23 protein-coding genes and 1 CRISPR repeat array are annotated in these 26266 nt (G+C 50.4%); of the genes, 7 read left to right on the forward strand and 16 right to left on the reverse strand.

Translation table 11 applies throughout. The features are described from left to right. Positions 1-62: 62 nt before the first annotated feature. From BLD48_RS09470 to BLD48_RS09480, 3 genes are read right to left on the reverse strand one after another with little or no spacing between them, the layout of a single operon-like run. Positions 63-1271: a CDP-glycerol glycerophosphotransferase family protein gene (locus tag BLD48_RS09470; RefSeq protein ID WP_083412287.1), complete on the reverse strand. Its 1209-nt coding sequence runs from the start codon at positions 1269-1271 to the stop codon at positions 63-65. Positions 1272-1302: 31 nt separating this feature from the next. After that, positions 1303-2328 carry a ribitol-5-phosphate dehydrogenase gene (locus BLD48_RS09475; protein WP_014969219.1) on the reverse strand — a complete coding sequence of 342 codons (1026 nt, stop codon included), beginning with the start codon at positions 2326-2328 and terminating at the stop codon, positions 1303-1305. After that, entirely contained in the window at positions 2325-3038 is a 714-nt protein-coding gene (locus tag BLD48_RS09480) for an IspD/TarI family cytidylyltransferase (protein ID WP_071500001.1), read from the reverse strand. The genes BLD48_RS09475 and BLD48_RS09480 overlap by 4 nt, the downstream gene beginning before the upstream one ends. Positions 3039-3342: 304 nt before the next feature. On the opposite strand from BLD48_RS09480, the gene BLD48_RS09485 reads away from it, so the two are divergent. Both BLD48_RS09485 and BLD48_RS09490 read left to right on the forward strand, forming a co-directional pair. Further along, positions 3343-5109 carry a CDP-glycerol glycerophosphotransferase family protein gene (locus tag BLD48_RS09485; RefSeq protein WP_236624353.1) on the forward strand — a complete coding sequence of 589 codons (1767 nt, stop codon included), beginning with the start codon at positions 3343-3345 and terminating at the stop codon, positions 5107-5109. After that, positions 5106-6164: an acyltransferase family protein gene (locus BLD48_RS09490; RefSeq protein ID WP_071500002.1), complete on the forward strand. Its 1059-nt coding sequence runs from the start codon at positions 5106-5108 to the stop codon at positions 6162-6164. Before BLD48_RS09485 ends, BLD48_RS09490 begins: the two co-directional genes overlap by 4 nt. A gap of 225 nt (positions 6165-6389) precedes the next feature. Here BLD48_RS09490 and BLD48_RS09495 read toward each other — a convergent pair whose 3' ends face one another. The 5 genes from BLD48_RS09495 to arcA form a co-directional block, all read right to left on the reverse strand. Further along, on the reverse strand, positions 6390-7073 hold the full coding sequence (locus tag BLD48_RS09495; RefSeq protein WP_071500003.1) for a Crp/Fnr family transcriptional regulator: 684 nt from the start codon (positions 7071-7073) through the stop codon (positions 6390-6392). A gap of 121 nt (positions 7074-7194) precedes the next feature. Further along, positions 7195-8151 carry a carbamate kinase gene (arcC, locus tag BLD48_RS09500; RefSeq protein ID WP_071500004.1) on the reverse strand — a complete coding sequence of 319 codons (957 nt, stop codon included), beginning with the start codon at positions 8149-8151 and terminating at the stop codon, positions 7195-7197. A gap of 12 nt (positions 8152-8163) precedes the next feature. After that, the gene (arcD, locus tag BLD48_RS09505) at positions 8164-9633 is read right to left on the reverse strand and encodes an arginine-ornithine antiporter (protein WP_071500005.1); all 1470 of its coding nucleotides are present in this window, start codon (positions 9631-9633) and stop codon (positions 8164-8166) included. A gap of 27 nt (positions 9634-9660) precedes the next feature. Beyond that, on the reverse strand, positions 9661-10686 hold the full coding sequence (gene argF / locus BLD48_RS09510) for an ornithine carbamoyltransferase (protein ID WP_071500006.1): 1026 nt from the start codon (positions 10684-10686) through the stop codon (positions 9661-9663). Positions 10687-10707: 21 nt separating this feature from the next. Continuing rightward, the gene (arcA, locus tag BLD48_RS09515; RefSeq protein ID WP_051590475.1) at positions 10708-11976 is read right to left on the reverse strand and encodes an arginine deiminase; all 1269 of its coding nucleotides are present in this window, start codon (positions 11974-11976) and stop codon (positions 10708-10710) included. 524 nt (positions 11977-12500) lie between these two features. On the opposite strand from arcA, the gene BLD48_RS09520 reads away from it, so the two are divergent. Beyond that, positions 12501-13697: an MFS transporter gene (locus BLD48_RS09520; protein ID WP_071500007.1), complete on the forward strand. Its 1197-nt coding sequence runs from the start codon at positions 12501-12503 to the stop codon at positions 13695-13697. Between the two features lie 56 nt (positions 13698-13753). On the opposite strand, the gene BLD48_RS09525 is transcribed toward BLD48_RS09520, so the two are convergent. Genes BLD48_RS09525 through BLD48_RS09535 form a run of 3 tightly spaced genes read right to left on the reverse strand, consistent with a single transcriptional unit; the run spans position 13754 to position 15436 of the window. Then, positions 13754-14278 (reverse strand): DM13 domain-containing protein, encoded by a 525-nt coding sequence (locus BLD48_RS09525; RefSeq protein ID WP_071500008.1) that lies wholly within the window; start codon positions 14276-14278, stop codon positions 13754-13756. 36 nt (positions 14279-14314) lie between these two features. After that, positions 14315-14767, reverse strand: a complete 453-nt coding sequence (locus BLD48_RS09530; protein ID WP_071500009.1) for a DUF4385 domain-containing protein — start codon at positions 14765-14767, stop codon at positions 14315-14317. Between the two features lie 45 nt (positions 14768-14812). Beyond that, positions 14813-15436 carry a TetR/AcrR family transcriptional regulator gene (locus tag BLD48_RS09535; RefSeq protein WP_071500010.1) on the reverse strand — a complete coding sequence of 208 codons (624 nt, stop codon included), beginning with the start codon at positions 15434-15436 and terminating at the stop codon, positions 14813-14815. Positions 15437-15546: 110 nt separating this feature from the next. On the opposite strand from BLD48_RS09535, the gene kynU reads away from it, so the two are divergent. Genes kynU through kynB form a run of 4 tightly spaced genes read left to right on the forward strand, consistent with a single transcriptional unit; the run spans position 15547 to position 19713 of the window. Further along, positions 15547-16824, forward strand: coding sequence for a kynureninase (gene kynU / locus BLD48_RS09540; protein ID WP_071500011.1), 1278 nt, complete (start codon positions 15547-15549; stop codon positions 16822-16824). Between the two features lie 9 nt (positions 16825-16833). Further along, positions 16834-18216 (forward strand): amino acid permease, encoded by a 1383-nt coding sequence (locus BLD48_RS09545; protein ID WP_071500012.1) that lies wholly within the window; start codon positions 16834-16836, stop codon positions 18214-18216. A 20-nt stretch (positions 18217-18236) separates the two neighbouring features. Further along, positions 18237-19076 carry a tryptophan 2,3-dioxygenase gene (kynA, locus tag BLD48_RS09550; RefSeq protein WP_071500013.1) on the forward strand — a complete coding sequence of 280 codons (840 nt, stop codon included), beginning with the start codon at positions 18237-18239 and terminating at the stop codon, positions 19074-19076. Between the two features lie 13 nt (positions 19077-19089). Then, positions 19090-19713, forward strand: coding sequence for an arylformamidase (gene kynB, locus BLD48_RS09555; RefSeq protein ID WP_071500014.1), 624 nt, complete (start codon positions 19090-19092; stop codon positions 19711-19713). Positions 19714-19757: 44 nt separating this feature from the next. Here the strand turns inward: kynB and BLD48_RS09560 are convergent, their stop codons facing one another. The 5 genes from BLD48_RS09560 to cydD form a co-directional block, all read right to left on the reverse strand. Further along, positions 19758-20291 carry a cyclase gene (locus tag BLD48_RS09560; protein WP_236629984.1) on the reverse strand — a complete coding sequence of 178 codons (534 nt, stop codon included), beginning with the start codon at positions 20289-20291 and terminating at the stop codon, positions 19758-19760. Between the two features lie 60 nt (positions 20292-20351). Then, complete coding sequence (gene tnpB, locus BLD48_RS09565; RefSeq protein ID WP_071500015.1) at positions 20352-21524, reverse strand: IS200/IS605 family element RNA-guided endonuclease TnpB; 1173 nt, start codon at positions 21522-21524, stop codon at positions 20352-20354. Between the two features lie 112 nt (positions 21525-21636). Then, the gene (locus tag BLD48_RS16600) at positions 21637-21765 is read right to left on the reverse strand and encodes a hypothetical protein (RefSeq protein ID WP_255366254.1); all 129 of its coding nucleotides are present in this window, start codon (positions 21763-21765) and stop codon (positions 21637-21639) included. Positions 21766-21882: 117 nt separating this feature from the next. After that, entirely contained in the window at positions 21883-23601 is a 1719-nt protein-coding gene (cydC, locus tag BLD48_RS09570; protein ID WP_071500016.1) for a thiol reductant ABC exporter subunit CydC, read from the reverse strand. Next, a complete protein-coding gene (cydD, locus tag BLD48_RS09575; protein WP_071500017.1) occupies positions 23598-25328 on the reverse strand; it encodes a thiol reductant ABC exporter subunit CydD in 1731 nt (576 codons plus the stop codon). Before cydD ends, cydC begins: the two co-directional genes overlap by 4 nt. 562 nt (positions 25329-25890) lie before the next feature. Next, positions 25891-26197: a CRISPR direct-repeat array (repeat unit 31 nt; unit sequence GTTTTAATTCCATATAGGTAAGATCGGAAAG). Positions 26198-26266: the final 69 nt, after the last annotated feature.

Consider the following 26266-nt stretch of genomic DNA (forward strand, 5'->3'; position numbering starts at 1 on the left):
ACAGGTTCATTCCCCGGATGAAGGAATGAACCTGTTTGATAGCGTGTACAAGTCTTTTGGCATTAGACGGTGTTCATCTTTTCTTGATGTGCAGGCGTCTCCGGGAGTGCTCCCGTCAAGACATGATCGACGATGCGTTTCGTCGCCTGTCCATCCTGATACGTAAAGAAACGTGCGGCAAAACGTTCAATCTGCTCCGGTTCAAACTGATTCGCTTTGATCCACGTAATGACGTCATTGAATGACGACACGATGGGTCCCGGCACAAACGATTCGTACGGGAAGTAAAAATCACGTTCTTCCTTATACGAATTCAAATCGTTGACCAAAAAGATGATGGGTTTTTTAAGCAAGGCAAATTCGAAGATGACGGAAGAATAATCTGTCACCAAAATATCCGAAATTTGCATTAAATCATTGATGTCAGGATAATCCGTCATGTCAATGATTTGATCGGAAAATTCTGCCGGAACGACCGGACGATTCAAGACAAACGGATGCATCCGTAACAGAAGAATATGATCCGGTCCAAGCTGTTCGCGAAATTGTTGAAAATCAAGCTCCTGATCGTAATGGGCGGTCGTCTGTCCGTTCCCACGAAACGTCGGTGCAAGCAAAATCAACTTTTTCGAACGCCACTCGGGATGACTCGCATATAATTTGTTCTCAATCTGAACCTGTCGCTCTTGATTCAACAACTGGTCCGTCCGGGGAACACCAAACGGGTGAATCCGTTTTGAATCCATTCCAAACGCTTCTGCAAACGGTGCGACACACGCTTCTCCCGAAACATAGACTTTCGAGTAGTTGCGATGAATATCAACCATTTTTAAATAGTCGTCATCCGGCGAATAGGACTTATCGAGGACACTGTACCCGAACTTTTTGAACGCCCCGCACGCATGCCACAATTGAACCACTTCAGTCCCTCTGCGCAGTGACGACACATACACGGGGTAGTAGTAGTCATCGATGATGAAGTAACGAGCCGTCGCCAGTTCATAGGTTGCTCGCATCATATGAAAAACGTACTTCACCTGACCGAACAGATTTTGCGGGAACCGTTTCAATAAAAACACATAATGAAATCCAAGTTCCCGACTTTCCAGTTCATCATAGACGGCGCGGAAGTTATCGACGAGTTTGTCCGAACGATACGTGGCGAAGACGACTTTTTTAGGTTGTACCGGAAAAAGTTTAGACATCCAGTACGTTACCACGAGCAGATAGTGGACCGTTCGTCGTTGAATCAACCGTAATTTCTGTTTCATAAAGTGATCCCTTCTCTTCCCGATCTCATGCTTACATACACCATTCCATGACGGTTTTCCCAAAACGGTTCGTCAAATCACTTTCAAAGGCCTGATGAATATCTTCGATTTGGCGAATCTGGAATACGCCTGAGACAAGATTCGAGAGATACGCTGGAATATCTGGATACAGTTGATACAATTCCATCGTCCGTGCAAAGTCAGCCGGTGTACTTCGGCTTGATCCATAGACACGAAGTCCCTTTTCGAGAATCATCCGCGTGTTGATGGCGACCGGTTCTTCTGAAACACCGAGTAAAGCCATCGTTCCTTCCGGGATGATGTAGTCAATCATCTGATTGATCGCGTATTGACTACCGATTCCACCCACACACTCAAAACCATGGTTAAACGAAACACCTTCTGGAATTTGGTCGATATGGTATGTCTCGTCCGCAAATGAGAAATAATCCAGTTTGGATTGTGTTTTTCCGAACACAAACAATTTCGCTTCCGGATATAATTTCCGAAGCATCAGTGCTGTGATGAACCCTAGATTCCCGTCTCCCCAAACACCAAATGTTTCGCGGCGTGGATGGGCGATTTGATCAAAACGAGTCATCGCATGAACCGACACACTGACAAGCTCCGTAAAGGCTGCAACTTCTGGATCGAGATCGGCTGGTACTTCAACAAGACGGTCTGATTTGATGAAGACATAATCCTGCATGTAACCATCATAGCCACTCGAACGGAAACGACTTGTCCGTAAATAGTTTTCCCCGATGATGTCATCTGTTTCTGACGGTGTATTCGGAACCATTGCAACTAATGTACCGATCGCAAACGTTCCAGACGGATCATGGACAACTTTACCGATTCCTTCGTGAATCATCGCCATCGGTAATTTCTTCGCCAATACTTCAGCACTCCGGCTTCCCGTGAAATACCGTTGATCGGCATGACAAATCGACAGGTAGGTCGGGCGTACGACAACCCGGTCCGAATTGAGTGACCGTTCGTCATACGTCACCTCGATCTGGCGTGGCGCCACGAGTTGATAGACTTGGTTAATCATTGGTGAATCCGCTCCTTCAGAATTGCATTGGCGATCCGCAGATCATACGGTGTCGTGACTTTAATGTTAAACAGTTCACCTGTCACCAGTGCAACATCTTCGCCTTTAAGCAATAAGATCTTACACGCATCCGTTAAGATGGCTCGTTCTTCTGCTGACAACGCTTCGTAATGGTTTTTTAATTTCGTGATTTGGAAACTTTGTGGTGTTTGTCCTTGATACATCTGATCACGAACCGGAATGTCTGAAATTGTTTTCCCGTCTGTCGAAGCAACAATCGTATCGATGGCGGAGATTACAGTATCGCAAGCACCATATTCCAAAGCAGTCGAGATATTCTCTTTGATGATCCGGTGTGTCAAGAAGGGACGGACCGCATCATGCGTAACGATGATGTCTTCGTCAGACAGACCGTTTTTGTCTTCAATCCAGTTGATAGCAGCCATGATCGATTCGTTTCGATCGTTCCCGCCTGCCGTGATGACAATCCGTGTATCATTTCCGATATACTTATCTAAAATGTCACGTGTATAGTTGATCCACGCGGTTGGTGTCACAATAATGATTTGATCAAAATCTTCGTTTAAAAGAAATTTTTCGACGGTATGCACGAGAATCGGACGCTCTCCAATTGAGAGGAATTGTTTTGGACGGTCCACGTTCCCCATTCTTGTTCCTTTTCCGCCAGCTAAGATTGCTGCATAAATCATCTTGTATCGCAGAGTGATCATCCATCAACGATGGCGCTGTCATGAGTCACTCCGCTTCCCTCCCTTATAAAAAAGTTTTTTGTTTCCACTTGCCAGCGATGTGGGTATCTCTTAAAATATGGTGTTTTTTTCGACGATTCCATCAAGCAAACCAAAAAAAATAGACAAAGTTCTATTTTTTTTGGTTCGTCACGATATAATGATGGATGATTTCTAATATCACTATACTATGTTCATGCTGATTTTAAAAATCTGTCATTATTGTGTAAATGCATTGTAATCATTTAAGCGAGGAGAGATTGTTTTGACAGAAGAAATACAGATGCCACTACTACAGGCACACGTTAACTATCTAGAACTAGCCGGAACAAAATTCCGCTTCGAGGCACGCCTTTTTGGATTAACTGATTTTCTTCAGGCCGAGCAGTTACTTTTTGAAAATCCAGCTACTCCTGAACTGACAGAAGAAACACAGCCGGAAGATGGTTACATCCAGTCTGAAGCTGCCGAAGAACCGATTCCACTCGAGCGGGCAATCATCTTCCGGAACAAACGAAATAAACGAACGTTCATCCTACGTTTCCCATTCGAAGGCGACTGGGCTGAGGAAACCTTTAGCGGAGAACTCGACCTCAATCACATCACACCAACCGGTCGTCCTTTACCGATGGGCTATTTTGATGCTTTCTTCGCTATCGTCCAAGGAGAATCGATTTTACATGAAGCTCCATTTGGTGATACGCGTCCTTTGATTCCTGTCATCTATCGAGTCGATACGAAACATAGTAACCTGTTGCTTAAACTAGAGTACGAAGTGGTCGTCCAGTACTCAGAATACAGTAATACTTTAAGTTTCCATTCCCTTAAGCAAGGGGAGACGAAACGTTTTATCCGGATGATTGAAAAATTCAATAAAACGAAGAAGAATTGGCGAAAACGGGCGTTCAAGTTCCGTCGTTTTACGTTTAAGGCCATCTACAATGTGACGAAGTGGACACAGCCGATCCAAGAGAATAAAGTCATTTTTGCTTCCGACTCTCGGAGCGATGTCAGTGGGAACTTCGCTTACATCTTAAATGAAATCGAACGACGTGACTTACATTTAGACGTTAAAACGTTTTTCAAACCGAATCTCCAATCACGACGCGATTGGCGCGACAAATTTACGTTACCATATCATCTCGCGACGGCAAAAACGATTTTAGTGGATGATTTTTATCCGATGATTTATCCGCTCAACATCCGTAAAGGAAGCGATCTTGTTCAGGTCTGGCATGCTGTCGGAGCCTTCAAGACATTCGGCTACAGCCGTCTCGGAAAACCAGGCGGTCCAAGTGCCAACTCGCTCAGTCACCGGAACTATACGAAAGCCATCGTCAGTTCGCATAACGTCGCACGTCATTATGCGGAAGGATTTGGCTTACGCGAAGATCAAGTCGTCGCAACCGGTATTCCACGGACGGATATGTTCTTTGACCAAGACTATATCGCCGAAGCGAAGGAACGGATTTATGAAGAATATCCGATTTTCAAAACTAAAAAAGTCATCATGTTTGCTCCGACGTTCCGAGGTAATGGTGCGAAGAGTGCGCACTATGATTTCAGCCAACTCGATTTGGATGCCTTGTATGAAGCATTCCACGAAGACTACGTGTTTGTCTTGAAGATGCACCCGTTCGTCCGCCGCCGGATGGAGATCCCGGAAGTCTATGCGGACTTTTTCCTTGATCTGACGGATCATCGAGAAATCAATGAGTTGCTGTTCGTCTCTGACATTTTGATTACTGACTACTCGTCGACTTGTTTTGAATTTTCACTGCTCGACCGACCGATGTTGTTCTTCGCCTATGATTTAGAAGATTACATCTCGAAACGTGACTTCTACTATGACTTTGAAGAATTTGTCCCTGGACCGATTGTTCGAACGTCTGAAGAATTGATTGAGCGGATCAAAAACGAAGACTTCGAGATGCAAAACGTCAAAGCCTTTGCCGAATATTTCTTCGAACAGCAGGACGGGAAATCCAGTCAACGTTTCGTCGATCAAATCATTCTTGGAGAAAACAAATGAACCAAACACCAAAACCAATGACCGTACCTTATGATCATTGGCTCGGGAACTACAAAGTGTTACTGATCTTCATGGTCGTGTTTGGTCATCTGATTGAAACGTTCCGTAACCTGGATGGCAACGACTCCGTTCAAATCGTCTACAACATCATCTACTTGTTGCATATGCCAGCGTTCATCTTCATGAGCGGTTACTTTTTTAAGGAGGTCCGACCCAGACGGATCATTTCGTTCGTTGTGCTTTACTTGATTTGGCAATCGATCCATGAAGTCTATCTTGCTTATGTCAATGAAAAGACGGTCGATGGATTGATGGACGGGCTACTCCATCCGCTCGTCCCGAGTTGGACCCTGTGGTACCTGCTTGGCATCATCATCTGGCAGATCGTGACCCCTGGTTTCCTGACGCTTCGGTATCCGCTGTTGATCAGTGTGGTGTTTGCCTTACTGATCAATGCCAATCCGGGTTCCATCACGAATTTCCTGTCCCTCCAAAAGGTCGTCAGCTTTTATCCGTTCTTCTTGATGGGGTATCTCATCAAACAACGCGGTTGGCTCGCTAGTGGTCGAATCCGTGACCGCTTGACGTCTCCCATTGGTCGTTTGACCGGATTGATCGTCTCGATCGCGATCGCCGTCGCTATGGCCGTCTGGACGAAAAATGGATTTGATACCGTTTGGTTGTTTTACCGGGATACTTACGGGGAGTTTGAAGTTCCCTTGCTCAAAGGGGCACTGATTCAACTCTTTTTATATGCGGTCAGTACCGTGATGATTTTCTCCGTATTAATGATGATTCCACACCGTTCGTTCGGTGAACGGTTTGATCAAATCGGGATTCAGACGTTGGCGATTTATTTGTTGCACTCATTCATCGTCCGACTGTTTCGGGATTCCGTTCCACCATGGATTGCCGAATCGCCGGTGTTACTGATTGGTTCCTCCTTCTTGCTCGCTTTGTTCTTCGTTTGGATTTTATCGAGTCGTCCGGTCGTCCGACTGTTCCGACCGCTACTATCACCAAACGTCAATTGGCTGTTCAAGAAAACACTTTGACGCTTTGACTCCCATTGATATGCTCCCTTCAAAAGTAGACAGTTTAGTTATTTCAACTGCCTACTTCTGAAGGGAGTTTTTTTTATGATCAAGGAAGAACAACGACTAAACGGCCTGAGTTCCCTTGAATTCAGGGTTCAGGCCGTCAGACTATTTTTTATTATTTTACCTGTCTACTTGACGGACAGCCGTTCAAAGAAAAGACGGCCTTCTTTTGTATTCCGGTCATTCCTTCACAAAAAAGTCCGGCTTTCCGATGATCAGATGCTTCGCACTGAAGCGGATGATGTTGTCCTTGCGCAGCTTCGACAGGACGCCGGACACCGTCTCTCGCGACGTCCCGGACAGACGCGACAGTTCGATCGTCGTGAACGGACAGCTTACGTGAATCCCATCCTCCCGCGTGTCCCCGAGGTCCTCCATCAGGAAGTGGATCGTGTTGATGACGCGCACCGTCGCGTTCGGCGTGATGATCTCCTGGACGCGCCGCTCGTGCAGGTCGAGCAGACGGTTCATCTGCTTGATGATATGGAACAACATGGCCGAGTGCCGCTTCGCCATCTGCTCAAGCTGGTACGTCGGGACATAGTAGACCTCGATGTCCGTCAGTGCTTCCGCCGTGTACCTGTAGAATTCGTCCTCGAATATCCCGCTGTAAGGGAAAAGTTGGCATGGCTTCAGGTAATCGGAATACTGGAGCGTCCCGGCGAGATTCAGCCGCTCTAACCGGACATACCCTTCGAGCAGGAAGTAGATCCGCTCGCGCGGGTCCCCTTCCATGAACAGCAGTTGCCCTTTCCGGTACGTCCGGTGGAAAACGTGCGGCAGAAGCTGCGCGAGCTCCCGCTCCGTACATGTTTCGAAGATGTCGAGACCGCGCAGTTCTTCCGTCGTCACGTTCCGGTTCATCCCGTTCACTCCTTCACTCGTTCTCCTCACTATCATACATTCCCTCATCGAGCCGTGCGTATGCAGGATGTCACGGTTTTAAGGCAATCGAAAAGGAGCGGCCGCAGTCGCTCCTTTTCCTTCAGACGAGCTGGTTGAACGAGACAGCGATCATCGTGCCCGTCTCACCGGCAAGCGCCTCCTTCACTCGGTCGAGCGAGGTGATGACGGCACGGCGTCCGTCCTTCGAACGGACGAACTCGAGCGCGGCCTCGACCTTCGGCAACATACTCCCGGGCGCGAACTCCCCGCTTGCGATATATCGCTCAAGCTCCGCGGCGGTCACTTCCCGAAGCGCCAGCTCGTCCGGCTGATGATAGTGGATCGCGACATGTTCGACCGCCGTCAGAATGACGAGCGTGTCGGCCTCGATCAGCTCAGCGAGTTTCTCGGCCGCAAAGTCCTTGTCGATGACGGCCTCGACGCCGACATATCCTTCTCCTGTCTCGACGACGGGGATCCCACCACCACCCGAGGCGACGACGAGATGTCCTCGTTCGACGAGGTCGGTCAACACGTGATGCTCGATGATCGACTGTGGGCGTGGGCTCGGGACGACACGCCGGTAGCCGCGCCCCGCGTCCTCGCGGTAGACATATCCGTTCATCGTCAGGGCATTCGCCTCCTCCTCGCTATAGAACGGACCAATCGGTTTCGTCGGATTCAGGAAGGCCGGGTCATTCGGATCGACGACGCAACGCGTGACGACGGTCGCGACCGTCGGCGGACTTTTTCTGTGCAGGAACGCATGGTCGAGCGCGTTCTGAAACCAGTAGCCGATCATCCCTTGTGTCATCGCAACACAGACGTCGAGTGGCATCGCCGGGATTGCTGGGATCGACGCCGCCTGCTGAAGTAGCAGGCTCCCGACCTGTGGCCCGTTCCCGTGGGTGACGACCATCTCATAGCCTTCCGAAACGAGCCCAGCGAGCGCGTCCGCTGTCCTTGCGACGGCCCGGATCTGTGCCTCAGCCGTCGCTTCCTTTCCTTGCTGAATCGCGTTCCCACCAAGCGCGATGACGATTCGTTTTCCTTTCATGTCAAACTCCTCCTAGATGGATAAATTGCCATTCCACATTGCGATGAGCGCAGCAAACGCGAGGACTGTCAGTACCGCAGTACCCGTCCATTCCCATTTCGTCAGTCCTTTGATGCCTGCCTCCCGTTGTGCCTTGACGTACAGAAGCGTACCCGGTGCGTACAGGAGCGTCGTCAGCAGGAGATAATCCATGCCCGCCGCGTAAATTAGCCAAATGCCATAGGCGGAAGCGACGAGCCCGAGCATCAGGTCGCGCGTCCGTTTCTCACCCGGCGCATAACCGATCTCGCCGCGCGACACCTTCACCTGGAAGAAGGCAGAGACCGCGTAAGGGATCAGGATCGCGCTCGAAGCGAGCGAGAAAGCAAACGTGTAGGCGGCGTCCGAAATCAGGAAGGTGAACAGGAAGAGCTGAATCAAGCCGTTCGTCAGCCAAAGGGCATTGACCGGTGCCTCGTTCTTGTTCTCTTTCGCAAACCATTTCGGGAAGACCCCATCCTTCGCTGCGATATACGGAATCTCGGCCGCAAGCAGCGTCCAGCCGAGCCATGCCCCGAGCACCGAGATGACGAGCCCGATATTAATCAGGACAGCACCCCATTGCCCGACGACGCTCTCGAGGAGATACGCCATCGCCGGACGGTCAATGGCGGCGAGATCCGCATTAGACATGACACCGAGCGACATGACGGAGATCAGAACGTAGATGATGAGTGTCCCAATCAGACCAATCACGGTCGCCTTTCCGATGTCAGAGCGTTTATTTGCGCGCCCTGACAGGACGACCGCCCCTTCGACACCGATGAATACCCAGAGCGTGACGAGCATCGTCGAGACGACTTGCTCCTTGACTGAGCTGAAGTTGAAGCCGCCTTCACCGAAGAACTGGAACGTGAACTGGTCGAGGTTGAAGGCAAACAATATGAGCGTGATGAAGGCAAAAATCGGTACGAGCTTCGCAATCGTCGTGATGATGTTGACGAGCGAGGCCTCATGGACGCCGCGCAGGATCAAGGCGTGGACGAGCCAGAGAAGAACGGATGCCCCGAGGATCGAGGCGAGGTTCTGCCCGCCCTCAAAGACGGGGAAGAAATAACCGACCGAGCTGAACAGGAGCGTGGCATAGGCGACGTTGCCGAGCCAGGCCGACAGCCAGTATCCCCAAGCCGAGTTGAAGCCGACGAACGGACCAAACCCTGCACGGGCGTAACTGTAGATGCCGCCGTCGAGGTCCGGCCGTCGCATCGTCAAGTTTTGGAAGCTGAGTCCGAGCGCGATGATCCCGATACCGGTGATCACCCATCCGATCAGGACAGCACCGGCGCTCGCGCCAACCGCCATGTCGGCGGCGAGGTTGAACGCCCCGCCACCAATCATCGAGCCGACGACGACTGCCGTCAGTGCGAAGAATCCTAATTTCTTCTGTTGTTTCGCTGGCGACGTACCTGTCGTGCCGGTCGTGTCATGCGGTTTGGTAACCATAACTCTCATCCTTTCTGGTGTGAGAAATCAGTTCCACATGTCAGAGCAATCCGTCATCGTCGCCGCCATCACGGCCTTGATCGTATGCATCCGGTTCTCTGCCTGATCGAAGACGGAGGAATGTGTGCTTTGGAACACCTCATCCGTCACCTCCATCTCGCGTAGTCCGTATTTCTCGAAGATGGCGCGCCCAACCTCCGTCTCCTGATCATGGAAGGCAGGCAGACAGTGGAGGAAGATGACATCGTCGTTGCCCGTCTTGCGGATCATCTCCATATCGACCTGATACGGTGTGAGCAGCTTGATCCGCTCCTCGAACTGGGCTTCTTCACCCATCGAGACCCAGACATCCGTGTAGATGACGTCTGCCCCGTCGACGGCGGCGTCGATGTCTTCCGTCACCATGATCCGTCCGCCGTTCTCGGCAGCGACCGCTTCTGCGTATTCGATGATCGCGTGTTCCGGCCAGAGCGATTCCGGCGCGCAGATCCGGATGTCCATCCCGACCTTAGCCCCGCCAATCAAAAGGGTATTGCCCATATTATTGCGGCCGTCACCGACGTAGACGAACTTGATGCCTTTCAGATGCCCTCTCTGTTCCTTGACGGTCAGGAAGTCAGCGAGGATTTGCGTCGGATGGTACAGGTCGGTCAAGCCGTTCCAGACCGGGATGCCTGCGTCCTTCGCGAGCCCTTCGACCGTCGCGTGGCTGAAGCCGCGATACTGGATGCCGTCGAACATCCGGCCGAGGACGATCGCCGTGTCACGGACCGATTCCTTCTTGCCAAACTGGATGTCGTTCTTACCGAGGTACTCCGGATGCATTCCAAGATCGATTGCAGCGACTGTGAAGGCGCAACGCGTCCGAGTCGACGGTTTCTCGAACAAGAGCGCGATGTTCTTACCACTAAGGACACGGTGCGGAATGCCTTCCTGTTTCTGCCGTTTTAGTTCTGCCGATAGATCAATCAGGTAATTGATCTCACTTTCTGTAAACTCATTCAATGAAAGGAAGTGACGATTCCGGAGATCAATATGCGCTGTTTTCGACATGATAGGTTCCTCCTCTTGGTTTTAGATATCTTCTCGTACCAACGGACAACTCATACACCGCGGACCACCTCGTCCACGTGACAGTTCGCTCGACCCAATCTCGATTACTTCGATTCCGTGTGACCGTAGCAGCTCGTTCGAGACGTAGTTTCGGTCGTACGTGACGACGACGCCCGGTGCGATTGCGAGCGTATTCGATCCGTCACTCCACTGCTCGCGGGCCGAGGCGATCGCGTCCCCTCCACCGCACGGGATGAGGACAAGGTGGTCGAGATGGAGCGCTTCCTTCAACGTCTCGAGCAGGTCGGTCCGTTTCGTGATCGTAATGTCGTCCGCACCGCGCGTCAGCTCAAAGATGTTCATCTGCCCGCCCGATCCCTGTATCGCCGAATGGATCGTGAACTTGTCGTAGTCAACCATCGTGAAGACGGTGTCGAGATGCATAAATGCGCGGGATTTCGGAATTTCAATCGCGATGACCTTCTTGAACTCGCTCCGCTCGAACAGGTTGCGTGCAAGCCGTTCGATACCTTGTGCCGTCGTCCGTTCCGAGATACCGATTGCGAGCACTTCTTTCGACAGAACGAGTTCGTCGCCCCCTTCCATCGAGAAGCGGTATTCACGGTCCGACCAGACCGGGATGTCATGCTTCGCGAAGCGGGGGTGATATGTGATGATATAGTGCATGAAGAGCGATTCACGCCGCCGCGCCGGTTCCTTCATCCGGTTGATCGTCAGGCCGTCTCCGATCGCAGCGGCTGGATCACGCGTGAAATAGAGGTTCGGCATCGGATCGAGATAGAACGGATATGTGTCCTCGATCATCTCATGCAGGTGCGTCCGCTTGCTGTGCGGAATTTCCGTCTTGCGGATACCCGCCATGACGGCCTCGACGAGCTGCTCGTTGTCGAAGCTGAGCAGATAATCGCGGAGCTTCTCGTACGACCCGTTAATGTTCGACTTCGATTCCTCGAGTACGTTGGCGACGAACTGTTCCCGCAAGTGAGGAATCGCGAGTACCTCCTCCATCAGCTTCTCGAGGTAGAGCACCTCGATTCCTCTGTTTCTCAGGACAGCGGCAAAATAGTCGTGCTCCTTTTGGATGACGGGCAGGTGCGGGATATCGTCGAACAGCAGACGACCGAGATGGTCTGGTGTCAAGTTCTCGAGCTCCCGGCCCGGCCGTTTCAAGAGTACCGTCTTCAACTCACCGATCTCGGACGTGACGTGGATTGGTAAATTTCGTATCGCCCCAGTCGTCCGTTCATGTCCATCTAGTGATTGTGTCATGATGAATCCTCCTTTAGGGATATCATTCCTGCTTACACCCTTAGTTTATGCTCACTGTTGAGCATATGCAGCGGCCTTCCGTCCCTAACTATGTAAGCGTTTACACATATGACCAGAACTTTTATGCAAGCGAACGTATCCCCATGCAATAACATCCTGGTCGCTCCCCAATTGCACCCCGAATCCTTGCATTGTTTTTGCATGAACGAATCTTGTTTTTTTTCAAAAATATGTAATCCTTCATTTAATTGATGAGTCTGTTAGCAAAAATAAGAGAGCTGGCGGATGGACACAGACAAACCTAGACTACGAAGTGAAGCACGGGGCGTGAGTCAGACAAATCGAAAAACTGTAACCTTTTTTGTGGGAGCAGTTCAGAATCACTCCTTTTCACTTTAAATCATCGTTTGTCTGTTTTAAGCTTTTTCAACGCTCTAAATTGACACGGTCTTTCCCTTGAAACTAAGATAGTAAAGGTACATACACTAAACGCTGACAGTAGCGTCCAGAAAGAAGGGATCCCCTTGCAAGCGGATCAACGTAAAAAATTAACGGTCCTGATGATCAATATGTTCATCGCCGTCGGGAGCTTCGGGATCATCATTCCGATTCTGCCCGCTTATTTAGCTTCAATCGGTCAAGGCGGAACCGCTGCCGGTCTGATGATTGCCATATTTGCCGGAGCACAACTCATCATGTCACCCGTCGCCGGAAAATGGGCGGATCAATACGGTCGCCGGAAGATGATCATTTATGGTTTGATTGGGCTGACGTTATCGATGTTCGTCTTTTACTTCTCGAATTCCGTCACGATTCTCTATATCTCGCGGGCAATCGGTGGTGTCGGTGCGGCCTTATTGATTCCAGCGATCTTTGCCTATGTCGCGGACATCACGACGATGGATCAGCGCGCAAAAGGGAATAGTTATGTCTCTGCAGCGATGTCACTCGGAATCGTCATCGGTCCCGGAATCGGCGGTTTTCTTGCTGAATTCGATTTGAAATTGCCACTGCTCATCTCAGCACTCGTCTCGTTACTTGCTGTTTTGTTCAGCGTTCTGTTGCTTCAAGAAAGTGACGTCCATGACGCAACGGCGATGGCACCGGATGAAGGTTCGATGTGGAGCAAGCTCGGAGCGTCGTTCCATAAACCGTACTTCGTCCCACTCGTCATCACACTGGTCATGAGTTTTGGGTTGATGGCCTATGAGTCCGTTCTTGGTCTGTTCGTCGACAATCAATTTGGGGCGTCTCCAAAAGACATCGCCATCATGGTGACGTCGACCGGAATCATCAGTGTCATCGCCCAAATTTTCGTCGTCGACAAGTTGTCGCGCAGTCTCGGCGAAGGAAAAGTCTTGAACATCTTCCTGTTGATTGCGACACTCGGTTTCTTGTTGTCGTTACTGACAGCGAGCTACGGTGGATTCTTTGCCGTCACACTCGTCATTTTCCTTGCGACATCCATCCTGCGTCCGGTCTTGAACACGATGATTTCCAAGCTTGCCGGAAACGAACAAGGGTTTGCGATGGGCATGAACAATGCCTACATGAGTATCGGAAACGTCCTCGGTCCGACACTTGCCGGATTGTTATATGACGTCAACATTCTCTATCCGTTCATACTCGGACTTGTTTTCCTCGCTGTGACCTTGATTGGTTCTGTCGTCTGGCAACGCCGTCAATCCCGGCTGATCAAAAAAATCGAACAAACGTCTTAATACCAGACAAAAAGCAACTCGCTTCCGATATCACATCCGGAAGCGAGTTGCTTTTTTCATTTGCTGGCTGCTTTTAAATCACCCGTTCCAAAATCAGCATCAAAAGTCCGACACCAAATGACGACACGGCTGTGTTTCGTCAAATCCACTTCTTTCGGGAGGACGTAGTTTTGGTCTCCCTGATTCCCTTTTAACGCCCCGATACGAATCCCGTCTGCTGTCTTTTTACCTGGCTCGACCAAGTAAACAAACAAGTCCGGTCCGTTCGTCGTTTGAAAATCTTCGAACCGCAGATATAACGCATCGTCTGCCGTTACCGTTTTAATTTTTCCGGACGTTTGATAATTTTTTTCACCGTCCACGAACGTTCCTGAGAAGTCAGCCGGTGTTGCCGGTTCCGACTTGTCCGTCTCGGATGCTGGTGTCTCATCTTCTTGTTCTATCGTCGAAGAACTCGGCGGCAATTCTTCATCCACGGCTTGATTCAAGAACAGCGGCGACACGAGCCACCAACTCAACGCCAGTACACCGACAACCACGATTGCCAATATGATTTTTGATCCGTTTCGCACCGTCTTCACTCCATTCCTCCGCTTGAAGAACTCCTGACCGTTCGTTTAGCCATATTGTTTTTGATGCGCCTTTTTTAACGCTAAATATTCTTCATCCGCCCGAATCAAATCCCATTTTTCTTGAAAAATCTCAGCCGACTTTGCTTTTTCTGGATCAATTTCCCGCTCGTTCAACTCACCGGTCTCTTTGTTTTTATACTTCCGTCCACCTTTGTAATTCGTATAGCGGCGCGCCCGTGTGTGTCCCATCTGAATGAACTTTCGCGCCATGTCCATTCCGACGAAGTCTCCGACCGCTTTATAATCGAGATACATCTGATAGATTTTTTCAGAAGATTCCTTCGCAATCTCCGGCGTCTTAAATCGCCAGTGCGGCAGGATTTCTCCTTTATACGGTTCAACGAGTAAGACACCCTGCTCGCCCCGTCCGACCCGATACTTTTCCGGTTCTTTGCGGAAGTCCGTCGTCTCAAAATCCAAATCGTAATCAAATGCCATGCTTATCGCTCCCTTTCCCTAAAGGATTCCCGGGAACAGCCGGCTTTAATCGTGTGGATACAGTCCGGTCGTATAAACAGCCGTCAAGGTTTTCGCGATTTCGTCAATCGACGCTGTCGTCTCTTCGCGGACGACTTCGAACAGATACATTTCGTTTGCAAAAAACCAGCCGCGTGCGACGAGTGTCGGATTGAGGTCCGGACGGGCAAGCCCCGCTGCTTGCGCATAACGGATATCGCGACTGATCCGCTCGATGAAGCGTTCGCGGATTTGTTTCCACTTGGTCCGGATGGCATACGATACGCCGATTGCCTGTTCGACGATCCGGAGCATCTCCCGTTCCCGCTCAGCAAGCTGTAAGAAAGCCGTCGCCTGCTGTTCAATTTGCTCGCGTGCTTCTTCGGCGGTTCCGGGCTCAAACGGCTGTTCCGCCACTTGATGAAAACGATCCATGACGTCTTCCATCAGTACGATCAACAGTTCATCTTTTCCTTCAAAATGGACATATGCCGTTCCGTAGCCAACGCCCGCCCGCTTAATGATTTGTGAAATCGTCGTCGTTTGAAAGTCGTTTTCGAGAAAAACTTCCCGAGCTGCCACCAACAGTTTTTCCCGCGTTCGCATCGTCCGAAGATGCCGTTTATCGATTTTCATGTCGTCTGATTTCATGATTTCCCCCACCTCTCCTGCTTCTCTATCCGATAATATTGACACAATGTCAATTTGTTTGCTACGCTTTTCTCAAAACTGATTACTGATTCATTCAAGGAGGAACGGACATGACATTGAACGCATCACGCAAGCATGCCATCGAACAGGATCAACAAGATGTACTCGCTCCATACCGTCACGAATTTTATCTGCAGAAAGATACGATTTACATGGACGGCAATTCACTTGGATTGTTGTCAAAACGTGCGGAAGCGACATTGCTTGAATCACTCGCCGATTGGCGGGAACTTGGAATTGACGGCTGGATGAAAGGACGCCATCCGTGGTTTGAACTGTCGGAAAAACTGTCTGCCTTAAACGCTCCTCTCATCGGCGGAAGTGCGGATGAAGTCATGGTGACCGGTTCGACGACGGTCAATCTGCACCAACTCGTGGCAACATTCTTTGCCCCGTCCGGACAACGGACAAAGATTTTAGCCGACAGCTTAACATTCCCGTCTGATATTTATGCGCTCCAAAGCCAACTTCGGTTGCGTGGACTCGATCCGGCAGAACATCTCGTTCAAGTCGAGAGTCGCGACGGACGATTCCTCGACGAAGCGGATATCATCGCCGCGATGACGGAGGAGATTGCGTTGATTGTCTTACCGACAGTCCTTTACCGGAGTGGTCAGATTTTAGATATGGAGCGTCTGACACGGGAAGCCCATGCCCGCGGTATCTTGATTGGCTTTGACGGCTGTCATTCCGTCGGTGCGATTCCGCATGCCTTTCATGACTGGGGCGTCGACTTTGCCTACTGGTGCAACTACAAACATTTAAACGGCGGTCCGGGAACGGTCGGCGGACTGTTTGTCCACGAACGGCATTTCGGCACGTTGCCGGGTCTGACCGGCTGGTTCGGCTCCCGTAAAGATAAACAGTTTGATATGGATCATACGATGACTCCCGCCGAAAACGCTGGTGCCTTCCAAATCGGAACGCCGCACGTCTTGAGCCTTGCCCCGCAACTCGGTGCACTCGAGCTGTTTGCAGAAGTCGGGATCGACGCAGTCCGGACAAAGTCACTCGCACTGACGGACTACATGATGACGCTCGTCGATCAGGAATTGACGCCGTACGGCTTTGTGATCGGCAACCCGCGTGACGACAAACGACGTGGTGCTCACTTGAGTCTCGAACATCCGGAAGCGGCACGGATCTGTAAAGCGTTGAAGGCGCATCACGTCATTCCTGATTTTCGGACACCAAATATTGTCCGCCTGGCCCCTGTCGCCTTGTATAATAGCTTTGAAGATGTCTATGAGGTCGTCTCGATTTTGAAAACGATCATGGATGAAAAACAATATGAACAATTCAAGAACGAACGCGAAGTCGTCGCGTAAGGAGGAATTATGAAAGAACACCCTACTGAACTACGGCGTGACTTAAAAACACGTCAACTGACGATGATTGCGATGGGTTGTGCGATCGGAACGGGACTCTTTCTCGGGAGCGGACTCGCCATCAGTCTCGCCGGACCAAGCGTCCTCGTCAGTTACGCGATTGGTGCCTTCATCGTCCTGCTGTTGATGGGTTGCCTCGCGGAAATGACCGTCGCCCATCCGACGTCCGGCTCATTCGGAACGATTGCCGAACAATACATCAGTCCATACGCCGGATTTCTTGTCCGCTACTCCTACTGGGTGGCAAACGTCCTTGCGATCGGCGTTGAAGTCAGTGCGATCGCCATCTATATGAAATATTGGTTCCCGGACGTCCCCGGGTACATCTGGATTTTAGTCTTTGCGGTAGCGTTGATTTATATCAACGCTACGACCGTCAATACGTTTGCGACGTTTGAATACTGGTTCTCGGTCATTAAAATCAGTGCGATTTTAATGTTCATGATTCTCGGTGCGTATCTTGTCTTCGGCAGCAACTCACCGGACATCGGACCGCAAAACTTCACGAACGACGGCGGATTCCTGCCGTTTGGTTTTTCCGGACTCTGGGTCGCCGTCTTCATCTCGTTGTTTAGTTTTCTCGGGACGGAACTGATTGCCGTCACGGCCGGCGAAGCGAAAGATCCGGATGTCGCTGTGCCAAAAGCACTGAAGGCCACCGTCTTCCGCTTATCGACGTTTTATGTCATCACGATTGCCTTGATGCTGATGATCGTGCCGTGGCAACAGGCGGGCGGCGTTGATCAAAGCCCGTTCGTCAAAGTAATGGAGATGCTATCGATTCCCGGGGCTGCCGGCATCATGAACTTCATCATCCTGACTGCTGCCTTATCCGCGATGAACAGTCAGTTGTATGCATCGACGCGTATGATGTACTCGTTGTCGAAAGCGACGTACGCACCGCGGATTTTCAGCCGCTTGAATACGAAAGGTGTTCCCTTGTTCGCACTTGCTGTCTCGACGCTGGGAATTTTCCTCGCCGCTGTCATCAGCACCCAGTCGAGTGTGTCTTATCCCTTCATGATGGGGATTTCAATGTTCGGGGCAATCTTCACCTGGTTCATGATTTTCATCTCCCACCTCTATTTCCGGAAAGCCTGGGAACGGGACGGCGGCCGGAAACTGCCGGTTCGCATGATGGGGTATCCTTATCTGACCGCGCTCGGGGCTCTCTTATTATTCGCCCTCGTCATTACGACCTGGTTCACGGATTTCCAGATTGTCTTGAAGTTCGGGGTTCCGTGGCTCCTGTTCTTGACGATTGCCTATGTATTTTGGAAACGCAACAATCCGCCGCAAGCGGATCAGACAAAACGTTCACAATCACTTTGATGTAAAGGGGATCGATTGGAATGAAACAGACGGATGCGACGCAAATCGAAGAAACGATTCAAACCGACTTCAAAAAAGATATGTCTTACGGGGATTATTTACAGCTCGACTCACTCTTGACGAGCCAGCAACGCTTATCGGACCACCATGATGAGATGCTGTTCATCGTCATCCATCAGACAAGCGAGCTTTGGATGAAGTTGATTTTGCATGAGATGACGGCCGCAACTAAAGCGATTGCCGATGATCAGCTCGAGCGGTCGTTTAAGATGCTCGCCCGCGTCTCGAAAATTCAACAACAATTGATTCAATCATGGAGTGTCCTGTCGACACTGACACCGGCTGAATACTTGGAGTTCCGTGACTCACTCGGACATTCGTCCGGATTCCAGTCCTACCAGAACCGGCAAATCGAATTTGCCCTTGGATTTAAGAATGCACAGATGCTTCGGGTCTATGAACATGAAACGGCGCTGTTCGCTCAATTGAACGATGACTTAAAAACACCGAGCATCTATGACGAAACCGTCCGGGCGATGAATCGGCGCGGCTTGCCGATTGACAAAGCAATCCTCAATCGGGATATCACGCAAGACTGGGAAGCCGATGCGAGTGTCGAAGCTTCCTGGGCCATCGTCTATCAAGATGTCGAACAGTACTGGGACTTGTATGAACTCGGTGAAAAGTTACTCGATATCGGCAGCCAGCAACAAATGTGGCGCTTTAACCATATGAGCACCGTCGAACGAATCATCGGTCAAAAACCGGGCACGGGCGGCTCGTCCGGTGTCAGTTACCTGCGCCGGGTGCTCGACCACCGGTTCTTCCCGGAACTCTGGTCAGTTCGGACAAAACTTTGAGGAGGAATGTGAAATGAACCGTTGGATAGATGTCTCACAACCGTTAACCTCGTCGATTACGACATGGCCGGGCGATACGAAGTTCAACTACACGATCAATTGGAGTAAAGCCGACACCGGTTCCGTCAACGTCGGTCAAGTCACGATGAGTCTGCATACCGGCACTCACATCGACGCACCGTTTCACTTTGACGATGCCGGTCAAAAAGTCATTGATCTTGATCCAGACCTCTACATCGGTCATGCCCGTGTCATCTACCTGCCCGGTCGAACAGAGATTATCGCAAGTGACCTCGATGCGTTTGATTTAACCGATGTCCGCCGACTCATCATCAAAACGGACGGATGGGTCGATAAGGCGATTTTCCCGGAAACGATTCCGGTCCTGACACCGAGTCTTGCCGAACGTCTCGGAGCACTCGGCATCGAATTGATCGGACTTGATTTACCGTCTGTTGACGCAATCGACAGTAAAGAAATGAGTGCCCACCATGCCCTCGCAACACACGGTGTCCACATCCTGGAAGGACTCGTGCTCGATGCAATCACACCGGGTGACTATCATCTAAACGCCGTTCCGCTTCCGATTGTCGACGGTGACGGCAGTCCTGTCCGCGCGTTGATGCGACCGTATTAAAAAAACCGACAGAACTCTCTTCCAAGAGTTTTCTGTCGGTTTTTTCAGTTTTCCTTAACCGATACGGGGAACAAAACTTCTTCCGTCCGTTGCATGATGCGTCCGAGTACTTGAAGTGACGCATCGACATCAAAATCGATATCTAGAGAATGATTAGCTCCTTCCGCCTGTTCGAGGACTAGGTTCGACCTACCGCACCGTTCAAACGCTTCCGGACTGTACTGATGATCCTGATCCCCGATGACTAGTAATCCTCGATGCCGGCTTTTCGCAATTGCTTCGACGATTGCCGGATCTTTCAGTAACGGTGTCAACAGAACGACACGGGCTTCCGGAAACAATCCACGGTTCATCATCGAAACAAGCGGTACCGTACCAAGAGATTTGGCAATGAAGTGAATCGTCTGATACGTTCTTGCCCGTAACACCTCATCGATGACCGCTTCAATCCGCCGACTCATCTCCGCATCTCCCTGCTCGTCCGGTAAACTGAACAGGTCGTCCGAGACATACTGAATCTCAATCACGTTGATTCCCCGCTTTAGTAACATCATCCGGCTGAATTGAACTACCTCCACCTACGCTTCGCCTAGAGGTGAAGGATTCCTGAGTGATCCGACCTAACGGTCGAAACCTGATCAGGCTAACCCCGTCGTCCCGACGGTTGAGGAAGCTAAGATACGCTCGGCTTCTTGTTTGAGATTCAGTCCTGCGTTCACATCCCGGTCGTGATGGATCCCGCAACTCGGGCATGTCCATTCACGCAAGCTAAGATGTTTCACGTCCTTGTGTTGATGACCGCAACTCGAGCACAGTTGGCTCGATGCGAAGGTCTTGCCGACCTTCACGACGGTTTTCCCGTACCAGTCCGCCTTGTATTCCAACATGCGGAAGAACTCCGACCAGCTGACGTCCGAGATGGCCTTGCTCCACTTGCGGTTCTTCTGCATGTTCTTCACCTGCAAGGTCTCGATTCCGATGACGTCGTGGTTTTGGACGATTTCAGTCGATACCTTGTGCAGGAAGTCAGTGCGCTTGTTGGCGATTTCCTCGTGGATACGGGCGACTTTCCGCTTCTGCTTCTGATAGTTCCTCGCCTCGGAAAGCGTGACCTTCTTGTTCAGGGCGATGCGTTGACGGCGGGAGAGCTTGCGCTGTTCGCGCGCCAGTTTCTTCTCAAGCGAACGGAAGTAACGGTCGCTCTTGTAGATCGTACCGTCCGACAGGATGGCAAAGTTCTTGAGTCCGACATCGATACCGATGGATGAACCGGTCTTTGGCAGTTCGTTGATCTCCTGCTCGACGAGCAGGGAGACGAAGTATTTCCCTGAAGCGTTGCGTCGGATCGTGGCGCTCAAGATACGGCCTGTGATCTGTTTCGAATAGGCGAAACGAACCCATTTCAGCTTGGGAAGTTTGAGCTGGTTGCACACAATCGAGACTTCAGGAAGTTGAGACTTGCCCTGGATGTTGGTCTTGTAAGACTGGACGGGATGGCGCTTGGACTTGAAACGAGGGCGTTCATTCTGCTTCTTAAAGAAGCGATCAAACGCATCGGCAAGATGTTTAACGCTAATCTGAACAGATGTACTATCGACTTCCTTCAACCAGTCGAACTCCTGCTTCAACAAAGGAATTTCTTTGGAACAAGAGCCGTAGGACAGTCCTTTTCCAGTGGTCTTGTACATTTCATCCCACTTCGCCAGAAAGTGGTTGAAGACGAAACGCGAACATCCAATCGTCTTCGCAATCAGAATTTCCTGCTCTTTTGTCGGATAGATTCTAAATTTGTAGGCCTTGTGTTTCACCAAGATTTTTTCACCTCCTTCAAAAAAAATATACCCGAAAAACAGGCTGGCGATTCATCTCCCACTTTCACTTCGTTTAGAAGTGGGAGATGAATCACCTAATTTTTTGGTAAAATTACGGATGGTCATAGGCATAGCCGACTCCGGATAACATAAAACAAACCGCATCCGAATCGGAATAATAAGGGTTATAAGCAACCGTTTGATCATCCAGTTGCACTTCGCAACGACGAATCTCTATCAAGATCCCCCCTTTATTTTTCCTTATTTTACCATTAATGCTATCAGTCGTCTATTTGAATTCTCTACATACTAAACAGCCCCCTCCAACGCTTTAGTAGCGACGGAGAGGGCTGTTGGTTTAACGGACCAGTTGATCCGGTGTAAAAACTGACTGTTCGACTTGTTTTAAGGCATAAAAAGCACCTTGTCGTGCCATCAAATCGGCATACGTGCCGACTTCGACGACTTGACCTTGCTCCATGACAACGATTTGGTCCATCTCCTCGAGTCCTGCGAGACGGTGACTGACCAACAACAGCGTTGCATCCGCCGCACGTGCGAACAAATGCTGTAAGATGGTCTGTTCCGTCAAGGCATCGACCGATGAGGTCGGTTCGTCGAGCAGGTAGAGCGGAGCTTGCCGCAAGAAAATCCGGGCAATCGCCAGCCGTTGTTTTTCACCACCGGACAGGTTTTCCCCTTTTTCGAGCACCCGGTCGTCAAGAGCGAGCAACGAAAGACCCACTTGATTCAGTGCTTCGGTCATCTGATCATCCGTTGCCTCGCTACTGGCCAGCTGCAAATTGTCGCGGATCGTTCCGTAAAAGAAATGGTTTTGTTGCAAGACGACATTCGATTGTCGCCATATCGCTTCCGGATCAATCTCTTGACCTGGCGTTCCCTCAATCCGGATTCCGTCTGCCGGATACATGCGCAACAACAGTTGCAACAACGTCGATTTCCCGGATCCGCTCGCTCCGACGATGGCTGTTTTGCTGCCCGCAGGAAACGTCACGCTGACGTCTCGTAAGACCGGACGTTCCTGATCGGGAAACGCAAACGTGACCTGTTCGGCCCGGAGTTCCGGTGCCCGCGTCAGCTCAAACGGACGATAGTTCGGTTCAACCGTCGCTTCGACCACATCATCGAGCCGTCGCGCCGCGTGGCGGCTGTCTTCAAAGAAGCCCGGCAAAATCGCCATTGGGGCTGCATTTTCAAACACAGTCAACGAGGTCATGACGAGTAAGGCCAGGAAAACACCTTCGAGCTGACCGTCGGCGACCAGATAAGCACCGAGACCAAGGACAATCCAGGAAATGATCAAGGTGGCGAGTGTGTTCCATGCAAGATTCGAGACGGCGTGCAGACCGTTACGTTTTTCTTCCGCGACGTATCGCGCTGCGACAGCATTCAGTTCTGCTTCCTTGTTTCCGAGTTGTTGGTAAATCTTTAAGTCCCGGTATCCTTGGAAGAGTTCCGTCACTTCCGTCGACAGTTCCCCGCGCCGTGCCCGGACGGACCGCGCAAAGCGTTGTTCCCGGTAGGCAAACCAGCCGGGAATGATGAATCCCGTCAACAGAAGACCGATCACGAGGACAAGTGCAACACTGAGCGAAAAGAAGCTGACGAAAAAGATCGTACAAAGAAAAACAAGCACTAAGATGATCGGTGGATAAACAACACGTAGAAACGTATTTTGCAGACTTTCGACGTCGCCGACGATTCGTGCGAGCAAGTCACCGCTCCGGTACTTGGCAAAGATGCCTGGTGCGAGCGGTTCAAGTCGTTTATAAAACGTCGTTCGTAAATCACTGAGAATCGTAAACGTCGCCCGGTGCGAATAATAGCGTTCGGCGTAACGACTCGCCGCCCGCGTCAAGCTCGACAGCTTTTGTAAGGCAATCAAGACAGCCAGTGTCTGGATCGGTGGCAACAGTGCTGCTTTCGAGATTAAAAATCCACTTGCCGCAAACAAACCGACCGCTGTGACTCCAGCCAGAACACCGAAGAAAATTGAGAAGACGATGTCTCGTTTTTGGTGCAACATCAAGCGAAAAATTCCCATCAACTCTTTCATCGTGTCTCCTCCCCTCGTTGAACGGCACGCATCATCGCATACTCCGATTCACGTCCCATCAACTCTTCATGTGTCCCTCGGTCGACAATCTGTCCTCCTTCCAGAATGACGATTTGATCCGATTGTTCAATCGTATGCAACCGGTGGGCGACCGTGATGACGGTCGCTTCACGTCCTAAAACCGTGATTGCTTCTTGCAGCAAGCGTTCCGTCTTGACGTCAAGACCGGTCGTCGGTTCATCAAACAAGATGATGTTTGGTCGTTTTAAGAACGCACGCGCCAAAGCAACGCGCTGTTTTTCTCCGCCGGATAATCCGCGTCCGCCTTCCCCGATCACCGTATCGAGTCCGTTCGGCAACTGTCCGATCAGTTCCGTCAGACCGGCGTCAGATGCCGCCTGTTCAATCGCCGAACGTGATGCCTCGCGTAATTCACCAATCGCGATATTTTCCGCAAGTGTCCCTGCATACAAATACGGATGCTGGGAGATATAGCTCAGTTGGCGGAACCAGCTTGCTTCGGTGATCATCTGACGGTCTTGACCGTCAAGTAACAGCTGTCCGTCCTGCGGATCGGCGAGACCCGCCAATAACTGAAGGACCGTTGATTTACCGGCTCCGCTGCGACCGATCACCGCGACCTTCTGATACGGTTCGATCGCAAGATTCAGTTCGGTCATCGCAAACCGGGCATCGCGGTATGAAAAAGCGACGTCCTTCAATTCGATCCGTGGTGGACGGGCTGCCGGCAGTTCCGTCTGTCCGAAAACGACGCTCCGGTCATCTTCCGTCAGTTCCGCCGCAATCTGTTTCGCGGCCGCGACACTGCCCCGTCCCGTATGGAACGCTGCGCCCATTTCCTTTAACGCCAGATAGTATTCCGGCGCCAATACCAACATCAAAAAGGCCGGGACAAAGGTGATGCTTTGGAACAGAATCAAACGTAAGCTGACTTCAAGCGCAATCATTCCCATACTGAGCATCGAGATGAATTCGAGCATCAGTGATGACAAGAAGGCAAGTTTCAACACCGTCAATGTCGCATCCCGAAAGTCAAGGCTGCTCCGTTCGATGACGTCCTGTTGGGCCTTCGCCCGACCAAATAATTTCAACGTCGTCAGTCCCTGTAACGTATCCAGAAATGTTCCGGAGAAGGCATTCATCTTCTCCAGCTGCGTATCGGCCCGATTTTGGGTCATGATTCCGATGACGATGTAAAACAACGGAATGAACGGGGCTGTAATCATCATGACGAGTCCCGTGACCCAGTCATAGCTGAAGGCTGCGATCAGCACCATCAGCGGGACGATTGACGTCTGGATGACTTTCGGCATGTACTGACTGTAATAACTGTCCATCTCATCGACCGAATCAAGCAGGACACTGACCTTTTTTCCGGATTGCCCTTCGAGCATCGATTCAACGGAGTTTTTTGTATATTTCGCGACAAGTGCCTGGCGTAAGTCCTGTTTGACCCGTGCCGCAAGATTCGTCCCGAGACGTCCGTTCCAGTACGTGACGCCGACGCGCAGGACAAGCATCAACAACAGGACACCCAGCAACGGAATGACTGCCGCGAACGGATCTTCTTGCAGGAAAATCCGGTCGACGATGATGACGATCAAATAGGATTGACCGATGACGGCAACACCCATTAAGACGGCCGCCAGCATCAGTTGTATTAAAATTGAACGCGGAATCGTGATGATCCCTTTAAGTGGATTCATAATCAAACGCCCTTTCACAAAGTGTGAACGACTTTTAGTGAATATTTTCACATATCGTACATTCAGTATACCGAATCCATTCTGTTGATGCCACGGGTATGCTGCCGAAAAGGTGTGACGGTTTTGTGAGGAGCAAAAAGACGTTCTAATTAACAGAACGTCAGCGTTTAGGGTTTTGATTCCATATAGGAAATAAGATCAGAAAGGCAGAACCGCGCAGCACTAGCAGAACTCGCACCGAATACGTTTTAATTCCATATAGGTAAGATCGGAAAGTATCAAAGGAATACTATTACGACGGTGGTGACGCGTTTTAATTCCTTATAGGTAAGATCGGAAAGCTGATGCAGGAGCGGCTATTCGAGACACGACTGGAGTTTTAATTCCTTATAGGTAAGATCGGAAAGTCCAAAGATGGGCTTCATCCATGGTCAAACGCCAGAGTTTTAATTCCTTATAGGTAAGATCGGAAAGGTAACACTTGGATTGTCAACACTAAACTAGACAATCCAAGATCGGAAAGTGACGTAACCGAATACGCAAGACGATTGAACCCTCATGAGTTTTAATTCCATATAGGTAAGATCGGAAAGTCACTGACTAAGGAGTTCTATTAATCATATATATGGTTTTAATTCCATATAGGTAAGATCGGAAAGTCGATATGAATGCCGACATGAAAGAACTTCACGCTCACTAGTTTTAATTCCATATAGGTAAGATCGGAAAGTTATTGGCAGAACTAAAAGAGGCAAAGGCACGTCTTGCGTTTTAATTCCATATAGGTAAGATCGGAAAGGGTGTAGCCTCCATTACTGCACTGACAGGCACACATACAGTTTTAATTCCATATAGGTAAGATCGGAAAGGATGCTGATATCCTCTTATGGGGTACAAAGACAAAAAAGTTTTAAATCAAACAAAATAAGATGTAGAAA

Origin of the sequence: Exiguobacterium sp. KRL4, from assembly GCF_001870785.1 — a bacterium.
Taxonomy (GTDB): domain Bacteria; phylum Bacillota; class Bacilli; order Exiguobacteriales; family Exiguobacteriaceae; genus Exiguobacterium_A.